Genomic DNA, 14,408 nt, shown 5'->3' with positions numbered 1-14,408 from the left:
GCAGCCCTCAAGGCTACCCTGGACCTTCGGCTGACTACTCTTCGCTAAACAAGTCGCCGCCGTGCATATCGATCATTTCCAGCGCTTTACCGCCGCCACGCGCGACGCAAGTCAGTGGATCTTCTGCAACTACGACAGGAATACCTGTCTCTTCCATCAACAGACGGTCGAGGTTGCGCAGCAGCGCGCCACCGCCAGTCAGAACCATACCACGCTCGGAGATATCGGAAGCCAGCTCCGGCGGGCACTGTTCCAGCGCCACCATCACCGCGCTGACGATACCGGTCAGCGGCTCCTGCAGCGCTTCAAGAATTTCGTTCGAGTTCAGGGTGAAGCCACGGGGTACACCTTCAGCCAGGTTGCGCCCGCGAACTTCGATTTCACGCACTTCATCGCCCGGGTAAGCCGAACCAATTTCATGCTTAATACGTTCTGCCGTCGCTTCACCGATCAGGGAACCGTAGTTACGACGCACATAATTAATCACGGCTTCATCGAAACGGTCGCCGCCGATACGCACGGATGAGGAGTAAACTACCCCGTTCAGGGAGATGACCGCGACTTCGGTGGTACCGCCACCAATATCCACCACCATCGAACCGGTTGCTTCAGAAACCGGTAAGCCAGCACCGATCGCAGCCGCCATCGGCTCTTCGATCAGAAACACTTCACGAGCGCCAGCGCCCTGAGCAGATTCACGAATCGCACGACGCTCAACCTGGGTCGCGCCGACCGGCACGCACACCAGAACACGCGGGCTTGGACGCATGAAGCTATTGCTATGCACCTGTTTAATAAAGTGTTGGAGCATTTTTTCGGTAACGAAGAAGTCGGCGATCACGCCGTCTTTCATCGGGCGAATCGCCGCGATATTGCCCGGTGTACGCCCGAGCATCTGCTTCGCTTCATGACCAACTGCAGCGACGCTTTTCGGCGAACCGGCACGATCCTGACGAATGGCCACAACGGAAGGCTCATTCAATACGATGCCTTGTCCTTTTACATAGATAAGGGTATTCGCGGTACCCAGGTCAATGGACAGGTCATTGGAAAACATGCCACGAAATTTTTTTAACATACTAAGGGATAATCCTGAAAGCTGGGGCGGAAAACAAAATCCGCTTACTTTACCAACCACACGCAGCAGCGACAAGGCGCAAAAATCATCTGCTACGGTGAAAATTAGTGCAGTTCATTTCCTTCGTTACAAATTTACCGGTCCATTCAGTGCTGAAATCTTCAACAGCGCTCCGCGCTTGAATCTGTAACCCGTCAAAGGTTATTAACTGGCATTTACATTGCGATAATCCGGCAGGTAGACAAGCACACCCCCTTCACTATGGCGCGCGTTATTCTACGTGAAATCACGCTAAACGGCAGATCAAACCGAGTATCTTTGCGAATATTTTTTCACATTTGTGTCAAGTGGCTGTGAGGCGGCAAAAAATTCTCCCTGACCACCGGTCACACCGCATTGAGACAGCACCTGCCACTCGCTGCGACTGCGTACCCCGGTTGCAAAAACCTGGACCGGCATGCCTTTACAGGCCTCCACCAGGCTCTGAACCAACAGCTGGTTCTCACTGCGTTTTTCGATATTGCGCGACAGCCCCTGATGCAGCTTAATCACCTCGACGTCCAACTGCTTGATCCAGCTGGTTCCAACCAGCGTTAATCCGGCCTGAACAACGGCAACCCGGATGCCCAAAGCATTCACCAGGCGCATTACCGGTTGTAAGCGGCCGATATATTGACAAACATCTGCCTCTGCAAGTTCAAAAATAATCCGTCGACGTTGCGATTTTTCACACTGCATCAAGGTATCGCGCAGCCAGCGCTGAAATCGCGGGCGGATCAACGACTCCACCGTCACCTGCAAAGCCAGGTTTTCTTCCGGCCAAAAGCTTAAAAACGGCAGCAAGCGCGTAATCTGCAGGCGGTCATACTCTTCCGCCAGGCCAAACTGCTGCACCATCGGCATGTATTCCGCCGCGATCACCTCTTCCGTACCGTCATACAACCGGGACATCAGTTCACGATGATGGACGCGGCCATCGCGGGTGACGGCTGGCTTCTGATACAGCCGCGGTCCGCCGCGGCTGAGCATTTGTTCAATCAGCGTACGCCAGCGGACGTTACCGCGCCCTTTCTCCGGCAACGAATCATCGTAAACCGCCCAGCTATTGCTGCCCTGCAGCACCGCGTTACGCGTTGCTGCCTCGGCATGCTCCATCACCTGAGCCGGGGTTTGCCCGCTGCGGAAGGCGCAGATACCGATGTGCATCATGTCATCGCGGTCCAGAATCCGCGTCGGAGGCAGCGCATCCATCGCTTTTAACAGCTGCCCGGCGATGCTATCGGCCTCTTTTAAGGTACGGTGCGGCAGCAGAACGGTGAAATCGCTCCGGTGGTAGCGCGCCAGCAGCGCCCCCGGATAGCGCATAATAAAAGTAGAAAGCAAATTGATGAGCGTAAAGTAATGTTCTTCCGCGGCGGCCCGTCCCCAGTTATCGCGCAGCAGATCGAATTCCGGAAGGCGGATCATCATCACGATGCCGTACGAGCCAACCTTCTCCTGATCTTCCAGCAGGGTGGCCAGCTGATTGTCAAAGAACAGGCGATTATTGAGCCCGGTTTTGGTGTCCTGCGCGGCATAAGAACGAATAAGCGTATCCATGCGGCTGCGCTGATCGCTGGCAAACTGCAGTTCGGATAGCAGCATATCCAGCGCGCTGCTGGTACTCGCCGGCCATTCGTGTACCGACCCTCGCACCTGTGGCCCGCGTTCACCGTTGAGAATACGCGCCGCGCGCACCTCAAGCAGCTCCTGCCCCGCCAGCTGACGGCGGATCCAGCGGACGGAGAAAAAGATAACCAGCACCATAAAGCCAATGGCGACCGATAGCGGCGCGGTGATATGCAGCGAGCGGAAGTAATTGACCATCGGATCGAGATAGACCAGATGGATCGTCATGCCAGGGTGCTTTAGCGACGGCACCGTGATGTCGCGAAACTGATTATTGCTGCCCGGCGGGCGATAGCTTCCGCTACGCGAATGGTTGTAGACCGGCTTGCCGTTGAGCAGGAAGTCAACGTGGACGACCTCCACCGGTGTCATCAGCTCATCCATCTGCGGTTCGAGCGACGCAAAGGAGGAAGAGACCAGACGGTTATCCAGCATCGTCGCCACGGCCTGGACGCGATTCTCCATTTTCTGCTGGATACCGTTATAAAAACTCAGCGAAGCACCTATAAGCGTAACAAAGATGGTCAGGCTGGTAAGCAGCGTGACAAATGCTGAGAACTTCGTCGTTAATCGCATCCCTGTGTTAACTCCGCGAGTGAATGACCGCCCGATAGATATTCAGGCACCGGTACTGGCGCTTTACCTAAAGTAAGCACTAACTTTCTAAAGCGCGAGGCATACTATCAAAGCTGACGTTTCTGGCAATTTATTGCGTTATGTCGGCGTAATAATGCCGATAGCGAGTATAGTCTGCAGTAAAATTTTTCCAATCTTTGCACAAATAAGGACCCGCAGATGCAGGCTTTAATATTAGAACAGCAGGATGGCAAAACAATCTCTTCGGTGCAAACCATTGACGCCGGGCAGCTTCCGGCGGGTGATGTTACCGTCGATATTCAATGGTCAAGCCTCAACTATAAAGATGCGCTGGCCATCACCGGCAAGGGAAAAATCATCCGCAACTTTCCGATGATTCCTGGCATCGATTTCGCCGGCACCGTCCACGCCAGTGAAGATCCGCGCTTCCACTGCGGCCAGCAAGTGCTGCTCACCGGCTGGGGCGTGGGTGAAACCCACTGGGGCGGCCTGGCCGAGCGCGCACGCGTGAAAGGCGACTGGCTGGTGGCCATGCCTGACGGTCTTGATGGCCGCAAAGCGATGGTTATTGGGACCGCGGGTTTCACCGCCATGCTGTGCGTCATGGCGTTAGAAGATGCCGGTATCCGTCCACAGGAGGGTGAAATCATCGTGACGGGCGCTAGCGGCGGCGTCGGCAGCACGGCGGTCGCCCTGCTGCATCGTCTGGGATATCAGGTCGTTGCGGTTTCCGGCCGCGAAAGCACTCATGCATACCTGAAAAGCCTCGGCGCGCAGCGTATTCTCGGTCGCGACGAATTTGCCGAATCCCGTCCGCTGGAGAAGCAGCTGTGGGCCGGAGCGATTGATACCGTCGGGGATAAAGTGCTGGCGAAGGTGCTGGCGCAGATGAACTATGGCGGCTGCGTCGCCGCCTGCGGTCTGGCCGGGGGGTTCGCGCTGCCGACCACGGTGATGCCTTTTATTCTGCGTAACGTGCGCCTGCAGGGCGTGGATTCGGTCATGACGCCGCCCGCGCGCCGCGCAGAAGCCTGGCAACGGCTGGTTCGCGACCTGCCGGATTCGTTCTTCGCCGAAAGCGCCACGGAAATTACCCTCGCAGAAGCCCCGGCATTCGCCGACAAGATCATGAACAACCAGATCCAGGGTCGGACGCTGGTGAAGATCGCCTAATCTGCAATTTTTCGTGACATATTCGCGATAAATCTCCGCCTCCGTCATGCTTAGGAAAAAGCATGCCGGAGGATGTCATGAAACCGAAGAAACTCACGGAAGCCGACGTAACGGCAGAATCCGTTTTTATGCTGCAACGCCGCCAGGTCCTGAAAACCCTGGGCATTACCGCGACAGCCCTTTCGCTTTCCCCCACGGCGCGGGCCGATCTCCTGGACTGGTTCAAAGGCCACGATCGCCCGCCGGCTCCGGCAGGTAAAGCGTTGACGTTCAACAAGCCTGCGGAATGGCAAAGTACGCTGGCGCTCACGCCGGAAGATAAAGTCTCTGGTTACAACAACTACTATGAATTTGGTCTGGATAAGGCCGACCCGGCGGCCAACGCCGGCAGCCTGCGTACCGATCCCTGGACCCTCACCATCGGCGGCGAGGTCGCCAAACCGCTGACGCTCGATCATGACGATTTGACCAAACGCTTTCCGCTGGAAGAGCGTATTTATCGGATGCGCTGCGTCGAGGCCTGGTCGATGGTGGTGCCATGGGTAGGATTTCCGCTGCATAAGCTGCTGGCGCTGGTTGAACCCACCAGCAATGCCCGCTTTGTGGCGTTTAAAACCGTCTATGCGCCAGACCAGATGCCGGGACAGAAGGACCGCTTTATCGGCGGCGGGCTGGCTTATCCCTATGTTGAAGGGCTACGGCTGGATGAAGCCATGCATCCCCTGACGCTATTGAGCGTCGGCGTCTACGGGAAGGCGCTGCCGCCGCAAAACGGCGCGCCGGTGCGCCTCACGGTTCCCTGGAAATATGGCTTTAAAGGCATCAAGTCCATCGTCAGTATTGAACTGACCCGCGAACGTCCGCCAACGACCTGGAATCTGGCCGGGCCGGATGAATATGGCTTTTATGCCAACGTCAATCCGCATGTCGATCATCCGCGCTGGTCGCAGGCCACGGAGCGCTTTATCGGTTCAGGCGGCGTGCTCGATGTTAAGCGTCAGCCGACGTTGCTCTTCAACGGCTATGCTGAAGAGGTGGCATCGCTCTATCGGGGTCTGAATCTGCGGGAGAATTACTAGTGCGCCTGAGCGTAAAACAGATTACCTGGCTGAAGGTCCTTCTCCATCTGGCCGGTTTTTTACCCTTTATCTGGCTCTTCTGGGCCGCACAACAGGGCTACTTTAGCGCCGACCCGGCAAAAGATATTCAACACTTTACCGGTAGGATGGCTCTTAAATTTCTGCTCGCGACCTTGCTTGTCTCGCCGCTGGCGCGCTACGCTAAACAACCTTTATTGATTCGCACCCGGCGTTTATTGGGACTATGGTGTTTTGCCTGGGCGACGCTGCATCTCACCAGTTATACCTTGCTGGAGTTAGGTATCAACAACCTGGCGCTGCTGGGTTCGGAGTTAGTCAGCCGGCCATATCTGACGTTGGGGTTGATCAGCTGGCTGATTTTACTGGCGCTGGCCGCGACCTCTACGCAGGCTGTACAACGAAAATTAGGCCGACGTTGGCAAACGCTGCATAACTTCGTCTATCTGGCAGCGATCCTTGCCCCTATCCACTATTGGTGGTCGGTGAAGATATTATCCCCGCAGCCGGTGATTTACATCGTGCTCGCCGCCTTGCTCTTAGCATGGCGTTACAAGAAGTTCCGCCTGTGGTGGCGATAACCCACAGATATGTGCAGTTTCCCGCAGATCTTTTATCAGCCGCGGCTCTTTTAACGATAGCGGTTGATAATCTTCCCTGATAAGACCAGTATTTAGCTGCCAATTGCTACGAAATCGTTATAATGTGCGACTTTGGTTTTCCTGACGGGGTTTTCTGACCCTGAAAAGGTGACAAGCGCGCATCGAAGGTATATTTTGTTTTTTACCCGAAAATGGCAGGAGATAGCCACGTAATGGCTGACAAGTTTCGCATTTTGCTTTTAAACGGACCTAACCTTAACATGCTTGGTACACGCGAGCCTGAGAAGTATGGCACCCTTAAGCTTTCTGAGATTGTTAACCGTCTGGAATCAGAAGCTTCGGCTCTGAACGTGGCGCTGGATCACCTGCAATCCAATGCGGAGTTCGCGCTCATCGACCGAATTCATCAGGCTAAAGACACTGTGGACTATATCCTGATTAATCCGGCCGCGTTTACGCACACCAGCGTGGCTATCCGCGATGCGTTACTTGCGGTGAGCATCCCGTTTATCGAGATTCACCTGAGCAACGTACATGCACGCGAACCGTTCCGCCACCACTCTTATCTGTCGGATATCGCCGCGGGCGTTATCTGCGGACTGGGTGCGGACGGCTATTCATACGCTTTACAGACGGCGGTAAAACGCCTGTCACAATCACACTAAACAAAGAGTACGGAACCCACTCATGGATATTCGTAAGATTAAAAAGCTGATCGAGCTGGTTGAAGAATCAGGCATCTCCGAACTGGAAATTTCTGAAGGCGAAGAGTCTGTACGCATCAGCCGCGCCGCGCCGAATGCAAGCTACCCGGTAATGCAGCAGGCTTATGCCGCGCCAATGATGCAGGCTCAGGCACCGGCTGCAGCAGCACCGGCCGCCGCTGCTCAGGCAGAAGCACCGGCGAAAGCGGAATTCAGTGGTCACATCGTACGTTCCCCGATGGTCGGTACTTTCTACCGCACCCCGAGCCCGGACGCCAAAGCGTTTGTGGAAGTCGGCCAGAAAGTTAACGTGGGCGACACCCTGTGCATCGTCGAAGCGATGAAAATGATGAACCAGATCGAAGCCGATAAATCCGGCGTGGTGAAAGCCATTCTGATCGAAAGTGGCCAACCGGTAGAATTTGATGAGCCGCTGGTAGTCATCGAGTAACGAGGCGAACATGCTGGATAAAATTGTTATCGCCAACCGTGGCGAGATTGCACTGCGTATCCTGCGTGCCTGTAAAGAACTGGGCATCAAGACCGTTGCTGTGCACTCCACTGCGGATCGCGATTTAAAACACGTATTGTTAGCGGATGAAACGGTCTGTATCGGCCCGGCTCCGTCCGTAAAAAGCTATCTGAATATCCCGGCGATCATCAGCGCGGCTGAAATCACCGGCGCGGTGGCGATTCACCCGGGCTACGGTTTTCTCTCCGAGAACGCCAACTTTGCCGAGCAGGTAGAACGTTCAGGCTTTATCTTTATCGGGCCAAAAGCCGACACCATTCGTCTGATGGGCGACAAAGTGTCGGCAATTACCGCCATGAAGAAAGCCGGCGTTCCAACCGTTCCGGGCTCTGACGGCCCGCTGGGCGACGACATGGATGCTAACCGCGCCCATGCGAAACGCATCGGCTACCCGGTGATTATCAAAGCTTCCGGCGGCGGCGGCGGTCGCGGTATGCGCGTGGTGCGCAGCGATGCTGAACTGGCGCAATCCATCTCCATGACCAAAGCTGAAGCGAAAGCGGCTTTCAGCAACGACATGGTTTACATGGAAAAATACCTGGAAAATCCTCGTCACATCGAGATCCAGGTACTGGCTGACGGCCAGGGCAACGCTATCTATCTGGCTGAACGCGACTGTTCGATGCAGCGTCGTCACCAGAAAGTGGTCGAAGAAGCGCCGGCGCCGGGCATTACCCCGGAACTGCGTCGTTACATCGGCGAGCGCTGCTCCAAAGCGTGTATCGATATCGGCTACCGCGGGGCAGGTACTTTTGAGTTCCTGTTTGAAAACGGCGAGTTCTACTTCATTGAAATGAACACCCGTATTCAGGTTGAACACCCGGTTACCGAAATGATCACCGGCGTGGACCTGATCAAAGAGCAGCTGCGTATTGCTGCCGGTCAGCCGCTGTCCATCAAGCAAGAAGAAGTCCAGGTTCGTGGCCATGCGGTGGAATGCCGTATTAACGCCGAAGACCCGAACACCTTCCTGCCGAGCCCGGGTAAAATTACCCGCTTCCACGCGCCGGGCGGTTTTGGCGTACGCTGGGAGTCTCATATCTACGCAGGCTACACCGTACCTCCGTACTATGACTCAATGATTGGCAAGCTGATCTGCTACGGCGAGACCCGTGATGTCGCGATTTCACGCATGAAAAATGCGCTGCAGGAACTGATTATCGACGGTATCAAAACCAACGTCGATCTGCAGATTCGCATCATGAATGACGAGCACTTCCAGCATGGTGGAACCAACATCCACTATCTGGAGAAAAAACTCGGCATGCAGGAAAAATAATCCTGCATGCGCAGCAAAAGGCCGGATCATCCGGCCTTTTTTCTTTTTCTCTCTCGTGATCTTGTCCATGCGGTACAATCCCCGCTTTCTTCATCCACCTGGGACTAAAAAATGGACAAACGGTTTGTTCAGGCCCACAAAGAAGCGCGCTGGGCGCTGTGGCTGACCCTTCTCTATCTTGCCGCCTGGCTGGCTGCAGCCTATCTACCGGGTAATGGAATCGGTATAACCGGCCTGCCGCACTGGTTCGAAATGGCCTGCCTGCTGGTGCCTCTGCTGTTTACTTTGCTGTGCTGGGCGATGGTACGGTTCATCTTCCGCGATATCCCTCTGGAGGATAACGATGCAGCTTGAAATCATCGTCGTGCTAATAGCCTACCTGGGCGTGGTATTCGGTCTGTCCATCTACGCCATGCGTAAACGCAGCGAGGGCAGCTTCCTGAGCGAGTACTTCCTCGGTAGCCGCTCGATGGGCGGCTTTGTCCTGGCCATGACGCTGACCGCCACCTATATCAGCGCCAGCTCGTTTATCGGTGGCCCGGGGGCCGCTTACAAATACGGACTCGGCTGGGTCCTGCTGGCGATGATCCAGGTCCCGACGATCTGGCTCTCTTTGGGGATCCTCGGGAAAAAATTCGCGATCCTCGCCCGGCGCTACAACGCCATCACGCTCAACGATATGCTGCAGGCTCGCTATCAGAGTCGGGCGGTGGTCTGGATAGCCAGCGTCAGCCTGCTGGTCGCCTTCGTCGGGGCCATCGCCGTACAGTTTATCGGCGGCGCGCGCCTGCTGGAGACTGCTGCGGGCATTAAGTATGAAACCGGCCTGCTGATCTTCGGCATTACCATCGCGCTGTATACGGCGTTTGGCGGCTTTCGCGCCAGCGTGCTGAACGACACCATGCAAGGTATGGTTATGCTGATTGGAACCATCGTGCTGCTGGTGGGTGTCGTACACGCGGCTGGCGGCCTGCATCATGCGGTGGATACCCTGCAGCAAATCAACCCGCAGCTGGTGTCGCCCGAAGGAGTAGGCGACATTCTGACCCCCACCTTTATGACGTCGTTCTGGGTGCTGGTCTGTTTTGGCGTGATTGGCCTGCCGCATACCGCCGTGCGTTGTATCTCTTATAAAGACAGCAAAGCCGTCCACCGTGGGATCATTATCGGTACCGTGGTTGTCGCCTTGCTGATGTTTGGTATGCACCTGGCGGGGGCGCTCGGTCGCGCGGTACTGCCGGATCTGACCGTCCCGGATCAGGTGATCCCGACCTTGATGGTGCAGGTTTTGCCACCGTGGGCCGCCGGGCTGTTTCTGGCCGCACCGATGGCAGCGATCATGTCGAACGTGAACGCCCATTTATTGCAGGCATCGGCTACGATCATTAAAGATCTTTGGCTGAGCGCACAGCCGACCAAAAGACACAATGAGCTGAAGCTAAAACGGATCTCAACGGCCACCACGCTGGTGCTAGGGATCCTGATGATGCTGGCAGCATGGCGACCACCGGAAATGATTATCTGGTTGAACCTGCTGGCCTTCGGCGGCCTGGAAGCGGTGTTTTTATGGCCGCTGGTGCTGGGGCTGTACTGGGAGCGTGCAAACGCCGCCGGCGCGCTCAGTGCCATGCTCGTGGGTGGCGTACTGTATGCCGTACTCGCAACATTCAATATTCAGTACCTGGGCTTTCATCCGATTGTGCCCTCGCTGCTGCTAAGTTTGCTGGCTTTTGTGGCGGGTAACCGTTTTGGTCAACCCGTACCACCGGCCCCCCTTATGACTACTGACAAATAAAGAGTTTTGCTATGCCTTGGATCCAACTGAAACTGAATACCACCGGCGCACATGCGGAAGAGTTAAGCGACGCACTGATGGAGGCCGGCGCGGTCTCCATCACCTTCCAGGATACTCACGATACGCCGGTATTCGAACCGCTGCCGGGTGAAACTCGTCTGTGGGGAGACACGGACGTTATCGGCCTGTTTGATGCCGAAAGCGATATGCATGAAGTGGTGGCTATTCTTGAGCAGCACCCGCTGCTGGGCGCTGGTTTCGCGCATAAAATCGAACAGCTGGAAGATAAAGACTGGGAACGTGAGTGGATGGATAACTTCCACCCGATGCGTTTTGGCGAGCGGCTGTGGATTTGCCCAAGCTGGCGTGAAGTCCCGGATGAAAATGCGGTCAACGTCATGCTGGATCCGGGTCTGGCATTTGGTACCGGAACTCACCCGACAACGTCGCTCTGCCTGCAGTGGCTGGATGGTCTGGACCTGACCGGTAAAACAATTATCGACTTCGGCTGTGGCTCGGGCATTCTGGCGATTGCCGCGTTGAAACTTGGCGCGGCGAAAGCGATTGGCATCGATATCGACCCACAGGCGATTCAGGCCAGCCGCGATAACGCCGAACGTAACGGCGTCTCCGAGCGTCTGGAACTTTATTTACCGCAGGATCAGCCAGAAGCCCTCAGCGCCGATGTCGTGGTCGCCAACATTCTGGCAGGCCCATTACGTGAGTTAGCCCCGTTAATCAGCGTGCTGCCCGTTTCAGGCGGCCTGCTGGGCCTTTCCGGTATTCTCGCCAGCCAGGCGGAAAGCGTCTGCGAAGCCTATGCCGAGCGCTTTACCCTCGACCCGGTGGAGGAAAAAGAAGAGTGGTGCCGAATTACCGGCCAGAGAACGTAACCGTGGAATGCGGCCTGCGGGCCGCATTTTTGTTTCCAGTAGCCACCGAATGATGCCAGGAAATGAGAGCCAGATCGCATTACGAAGCACTTTTTTGGCTACAAAAACAGCGTTTTATGCCGTCTGCAGCCACCTTTTTCTAAGAAAAATCGAGAAGTTTTGCGATTTTATAAATGGACACAAATTATCCACTGGCGATTAACGCAATGATTAATATAATAATTTACTCATCGCTTTTACGTTCATCCTGGATTCATTGATCTGTGACAGAGGATTGTTCAAAGTTTGGCCTTTCATCTCGTGCAAAAAATGCGTAATATACGCCGCCTTGCAGTCACAGTATGGTCATTTCTTAACTCATGCGCATCGGACACTATCAGCTCAGAAATCGCCTGATCGCAGCGCCTATGGCTGGCATTACTGACAGACCATTCCGGACGCTGTGCTATGAGATGGGAGCCGGTTTAACCGTTTCCGAGATGATGTCCTCCAACCCGCAGGTTTGGGAGAGTGACAAGTCTCGTTTACGGATGGTGCACGTTGATGAGCCCGGTATTCGTACCGTGCAAATCGCCGGTAGCGTACCGGAAGAGATGGCCGCAGCCGCCCGTATTAACGTGGAAAGCGGCGCCCAGATTATTGATATCAATATGGGGTGCCCGGCGAAAAAGGTGAATCGCAAGCTCGCAGGTTCAGCCCTCTTGCAGTATCCCGAGCAGGTGAAGTTAATCCTGACGGCGGTCGTCAAGGCAGTGGACGTTCCCGTGACACTCAAGATTCGCACCGGTTGGGAGCCGGAACACCGTAACTGTGTAGAAATTGCCCAACTGGCTGAAGAGTGTGGCATTCAGGCTCTGACTATTCACGGACGCACACGCGCCTGTTTGTTTAACGGAGACGCTGAATACGACAGTATTCGGGCAGTTAAGCAGAAAGTTTCCATTCCGGTTATCGCGAATGGTGACATTACTGACCCGCTTAAAGCCAGAGCCGTGCTCGACTATACGGGGGCAGATGCCCTTATGATAGGCCGCGCGGCTCAGGGAAGACCCTGGATCTTTCGGGAAATCCAGCATTATCTGGACACTGGGGAGCTGCTGCCCCCGCTGCCATTGGCAGAGGTTAAGCGTTTGCTTTGCGCGCATGTTCGGGAATTGCATGACTTTTATGGCCAGGCAAAAGGGTACCGAATTGCACGTAAGCACGTCTCCTGGTATCTACAGGAGCACGCCCCAAATGACCAGTTTCGGCGCACATTCAACGCCATAGAGGATGCCAGCGATCAGCTGGAGGCGTTGGAGGCATACTTCGAAAATTTTGCGTAAACAGAAATAAAGAGCTGACAGAACTATGTTCGAACAACGCGTAAATTCTGACGTACTGACCGTTTCTACCGTTAACTCTCAGGACCAGGTAACTCAAAAACCCCTGCGTGACTCGGTTAAACAGGCACTGAAGAACTATTTTGCTCAACTGAATGGTCAGGATGTGAATGACCTGTATGAGCTAGTACTGGCTGAAGTTGAACAGCCCCTGTTGGACATGGTGATGCAATACACCCGTGGTAACCAGACCCGTGCGGCCCTGATGATGGGCATCAACCGCGGTACTCTGCGTAAGAAACTGAAAAAATACGGCATGAACTGATACTAATCAGTTAATTGCTTGTTTTAAAAGGCGCTCTTCGGCATGGGGAAGCGCCTTTTTACTCTCTGACGTTTTTTTCTCATCCCCTCTCTGCCTTCATTCCCATAATACTTATTGCTGCGGTTCCCTTTCCTCCCGGAATAACGTCATACTGTCCATGATGGTAATGACCTGAAACCACTTAACAAACGTCGTCAGGCGCTCCCTGGTCACATTCTCCGCCTTTATTCCGATCGAACAGTATCTGTTGACCCTTATGGGCCTGAGGGCCTCTACGGCCATTATGGGAACACGTTTAGCTCCCCGTCCTGACGAGTAATCTGAAGCCGCCATTCCCTTTCTTTTGGCCAACGATATGACGAGACGACGATTTAAAAATCAATCTGTTATATCAAGATCTCAGTAATTACGCGGTTTTCTGCGCTATTTCATTATTTTATTCCGCATATTTCCCACATAATTCCCCACTTATCTCCATGATATTTACGCCGGTCATACATTGAGATTATTTCAGCTAGCTGGCGGTTATCGTGTCGATGGTAAAATAGGCCATTCCGTACCGTATCGCAGCCGATACCACCTGACGGATTATTCAGAGGTCTTATTATGAAAAAATTTATTTTAGTGACGCTGCTGGCCACTTTACTCGCCGGCTGTGCACACGATTCTCCCTGCGTACCGGTTTATGACTCTGAGGGCAGATTAGTTCATACCAATACCTGTATGAAAGGGACCACCCAGGATAACTGGGAAACAGCGGGAGCCATTGCAGGAGGTGCAGCGGCTGTGGCGGGTTTAACGCTGGGGATCGTCGCGCTGACCCGTTAACTCATACCGCTGATACTGTTGCCAACAAACAGCAGTAAAACAAGGGGCCCGGTCTATCGACCAGGCCCTTTTTGTTTAGCTGGGGGTTGCCTGTTTAGCGAAACAGTAACCACATATGCGTCATGCGAACAGCAGAAAAGCAGAAGGCCCAGTCTTTCGACTGGGCCTTCTGCTTTATTTGATGCCTGGCAATTCCCTACTCTCACATGGGGAGACCCCACACTACCATCGGCGCTACGGCGTTTCACTTCTGAGTTCGGCATGGGGTCAGGTGGGACCACCGCGCTCTCGTCGCCAGGCAAATTCTTTTCAAAGTGCCGAACTTTAACCTAAAAACTGGTGCTGATACCCAGAGTCGAACTGGGGACCTCACCCTTACCAAGGGTGCGCTCTACCAACTGAGCCATATCAGCACACTTAATTTGATGCCTGGCAGTTCCCTACTCTCACATGGGGAGACCCCACACTACCATCGGCGCTACGGCGTTTCACTTCTGAGTTCGGCATGGGGTCAG

14 protein-coding genes, 1 tRNA gene and 2 rRNA genes are annotated in these 14,408 nt (G+C 54.6%); 12 read left to right on the top strand and 5 right to left on the bottom strand.

The features are described from left to right. Positions 1–34: 34 nt before the first annotated feature. Positions 35–1,078, bottom strand: a complete 1,044-nt coding sequence (gene mreB, locus EDF73_RS12730) for a rod shape-determining protein MreB (RefSeq protein WP_002918653.1) — start codon at positions 1,076–1,078, stop codon at positions 35–37. Between the two features lie 303 nt (positions 1,079–1,381). Then, positions 1,382–3,322, bottom strand: a complete 1,941-nt coding sequence (gene csrD / locus EDF73_RS12725; RefSeq protein WP_132729500.1) for an RNase E specificity factor CsrD — start codon at positions 3,320–3,322, stop codon at positions 1,382–1,384. A 219-nt stretch (positions 3,323–3,541) separates the two neighbouring features. On the opposite strand from csrD, the gene EDF73_RS12720 reads away from it, so the two are divergent. The 12 genes from EDF73_RS12720 (at position 3,542) to EDF73_RS12665 (ending at position 13,893) form a co-directional block, all read left to right on the top strand. Then, positions 3,542–4,516 (top strand): MDR family oxidoreductase, encoded by a 975-nt coding sequence (locus tag EDF73_RS12720; protein WP_132729499.1) that lies wholly within the window; start codon positions 3,542–3,544, stop codon positions 4,514–4,516. A 77-nt stretch (positions 4,517–4,593) separates the two neighbouring features. Continuing rightward, positions 4,594–5,595 carry a protein-methionine-sulfoxide reductase catalytic subunit MsrP gene (gene msrP / locus EDF73_RS12715; protein WP_132729498.1) on the top strand — a complete coding sequence of 334 codons (1,002 nt, stop codon included), beginning with the start codon at positions 4,594–4,596 and terminating at the stop codon, positions 5,593–5,595. Then, positions 5,595–6,194 (top strand): protein-methionine-sulfoxide reductase heme-binding subunit MsrQ, encoded by a 600-nt coding sequence (msrQ, locus tag EDF73_RS12710; RefSeq protein ID WP_132729497.1) that lies wholly within the window; start codon positions 5,595–5,597, stop codon positions 6,192–6,194. The genes msrP and msrQ overlap by 1 nt, the downstream gene beginning before the upstream one ends. Before the next feature lie 233 nt (positions 6,195–6,427). Further along, a complete protein-coding gene (gene aroQ / locus EDF73_RS12705) occupies positions 6,428–6,880 on the top strand; it encodes a type II 3-dehydroquinate dehydratase (protein ID WP_132729496.1) in 453 nt (150 codons plus the stop codon). A 22-nt stretch (positions 6,881–6,902) separates the two neighbouring features. Then, the gene (accB, locus tag EDF73_RS12700) at positions 6,903–7,370 is read left to right on the top strand and encodes an acetyl-CoA carboxylase biotin carboxyl carrier protein (RefSeq protein WP_132729495.1); all 468 of its coding nucleotides are present in this window, start codon (positions 6,903–6,905) and stop codon (positions 7,368–7,370) included. Positions 7,371–7,380: 10 nt separating this feature from the next. After that, positions 7,381–8,730 (top strand): acetyl-CoA carboxylase biotin carboxylase subunit, encoded by a 1,350-nt coding sequence (gene accC / locus EDF73_RS12695; RefSeq protein ID WP_132729494.1) that lies wholly within the window; start codon positions 7,381–7,383, stop codon positions 8,728–8,730. Between the two features lie 111 nt (positions 8,731–8,841). Continuing rightward, a complete protein-coding gene (locus EDF73_RS12690; protein WP_132729493.1) occupies positions 8,842–9,084 on the top strand; it encodes a YhdT family protein in 243 nt (80 codons plus the stop codon). Beyond that, positions 9,074–10,525: a sodium/pantothenate symporter gene (panF, locus tag EDF73_RS12685; RefSeq protein ID WP_132729492.1), complete on the top strand. Its 1,452-nt coding sequence runs from the start codon at positions 9,074–9,076 to the stop codon at positions 10,523–10,525. The genes EDF73_RS12690 and panF overlap by 11 nt, the downstream gene beginning before the upstream one ends. A gap of 11 nt (positions 10,526–10,536) precedes the next feature. Continuing rightward, positions 10,537–11,418: a 50S ribosomal protein L11 methyltransferase gene (gene prmA, locus EDF73_RS12680; protein WP_132729491.1), complete on the top strand. Its 882-nt coding sequence runs from the start codon at positions 10,537–10,539 to the stop codon at positions 11,416–11,418. 359 nt (positions 11,419–11,777) lie between these two features. Continuing rightward, on the top strand, positions 11,778–12,743 hold the full coding sequence (dusB, locus tag EDF73_RS12675; protein WP_132729490.1) for a tRNA dihydrouridine synthase DusB: 966 nt from the start codon (positions 11,778–11,780) through the stop codon (positions 12,741–12,743). A 25-nt stretch (positions 12,744–12,768) separates the two neighbouring features. After that, the gene (gene fis / locus EDF73_RS12670; protein WP_000462905.1) at positions 12,769–13,065 is read left to right on the top strand and encodes a DNA-binding transcriptional regulator Fis; all 297 of its coding nucleotides are present in this window, start codon (positions 12,769–12,771) and stop codon (positions 13,063–13,065) included. Between the two features lie 606 nt (positions 13,066–13,671). Further along, complete coding sequence (locus EDF73_RS12665; protein WP_041147475.1) at positions 13,672–13,893, top strand: lipoprotein; 222 nt, start codon at positions 13,672–13,674, stop codon at positions 13,891–13,893. 183 nt (positions 13,894–14,076) lie between these two features. Here EDF73_RS12665 and rrf (EDF73_RS12660) read toward each other — a convergent pair. The 3 genes from rrf (EDF73_RS12660) to rrf (EDF73_RS12650) all read right to left on the bottom strand — a co-directional run. Next, positions 14,077–14,192: ribosomal RNA gene (gene rrf / locus EDF73_RS12660) — 5S ribosomal RNA — on the bottom strand. 38 nt (positions 14,193–14,230) lie between these two features. Continuing rightward, positions 14,231–14,306: transfer RNA gene (locus tag EDF73_RS12655), tRNA-Thr, on the bottom strand. Between the two features lie 14 nt (positions 14,307–14,320). After that, a 5S ribosomal RNA gene (gene rrf, locus EDF73_RS12650) occupies positions 14,321–14,408 on the bottom strand; the annotation flags it as partial.

The organism is Klebsiella sp. BIGb0138, from assembly GCF_004342285.1.
Lineage (GTDB): Bacteria > Pseudomonadota > Gammaproteobacteria > Enterobacterales > Enterobacteriaceae > Klebsiella.
This window is presented reverse-complemented; position numbering and strand designations above follow the sequence as displayed.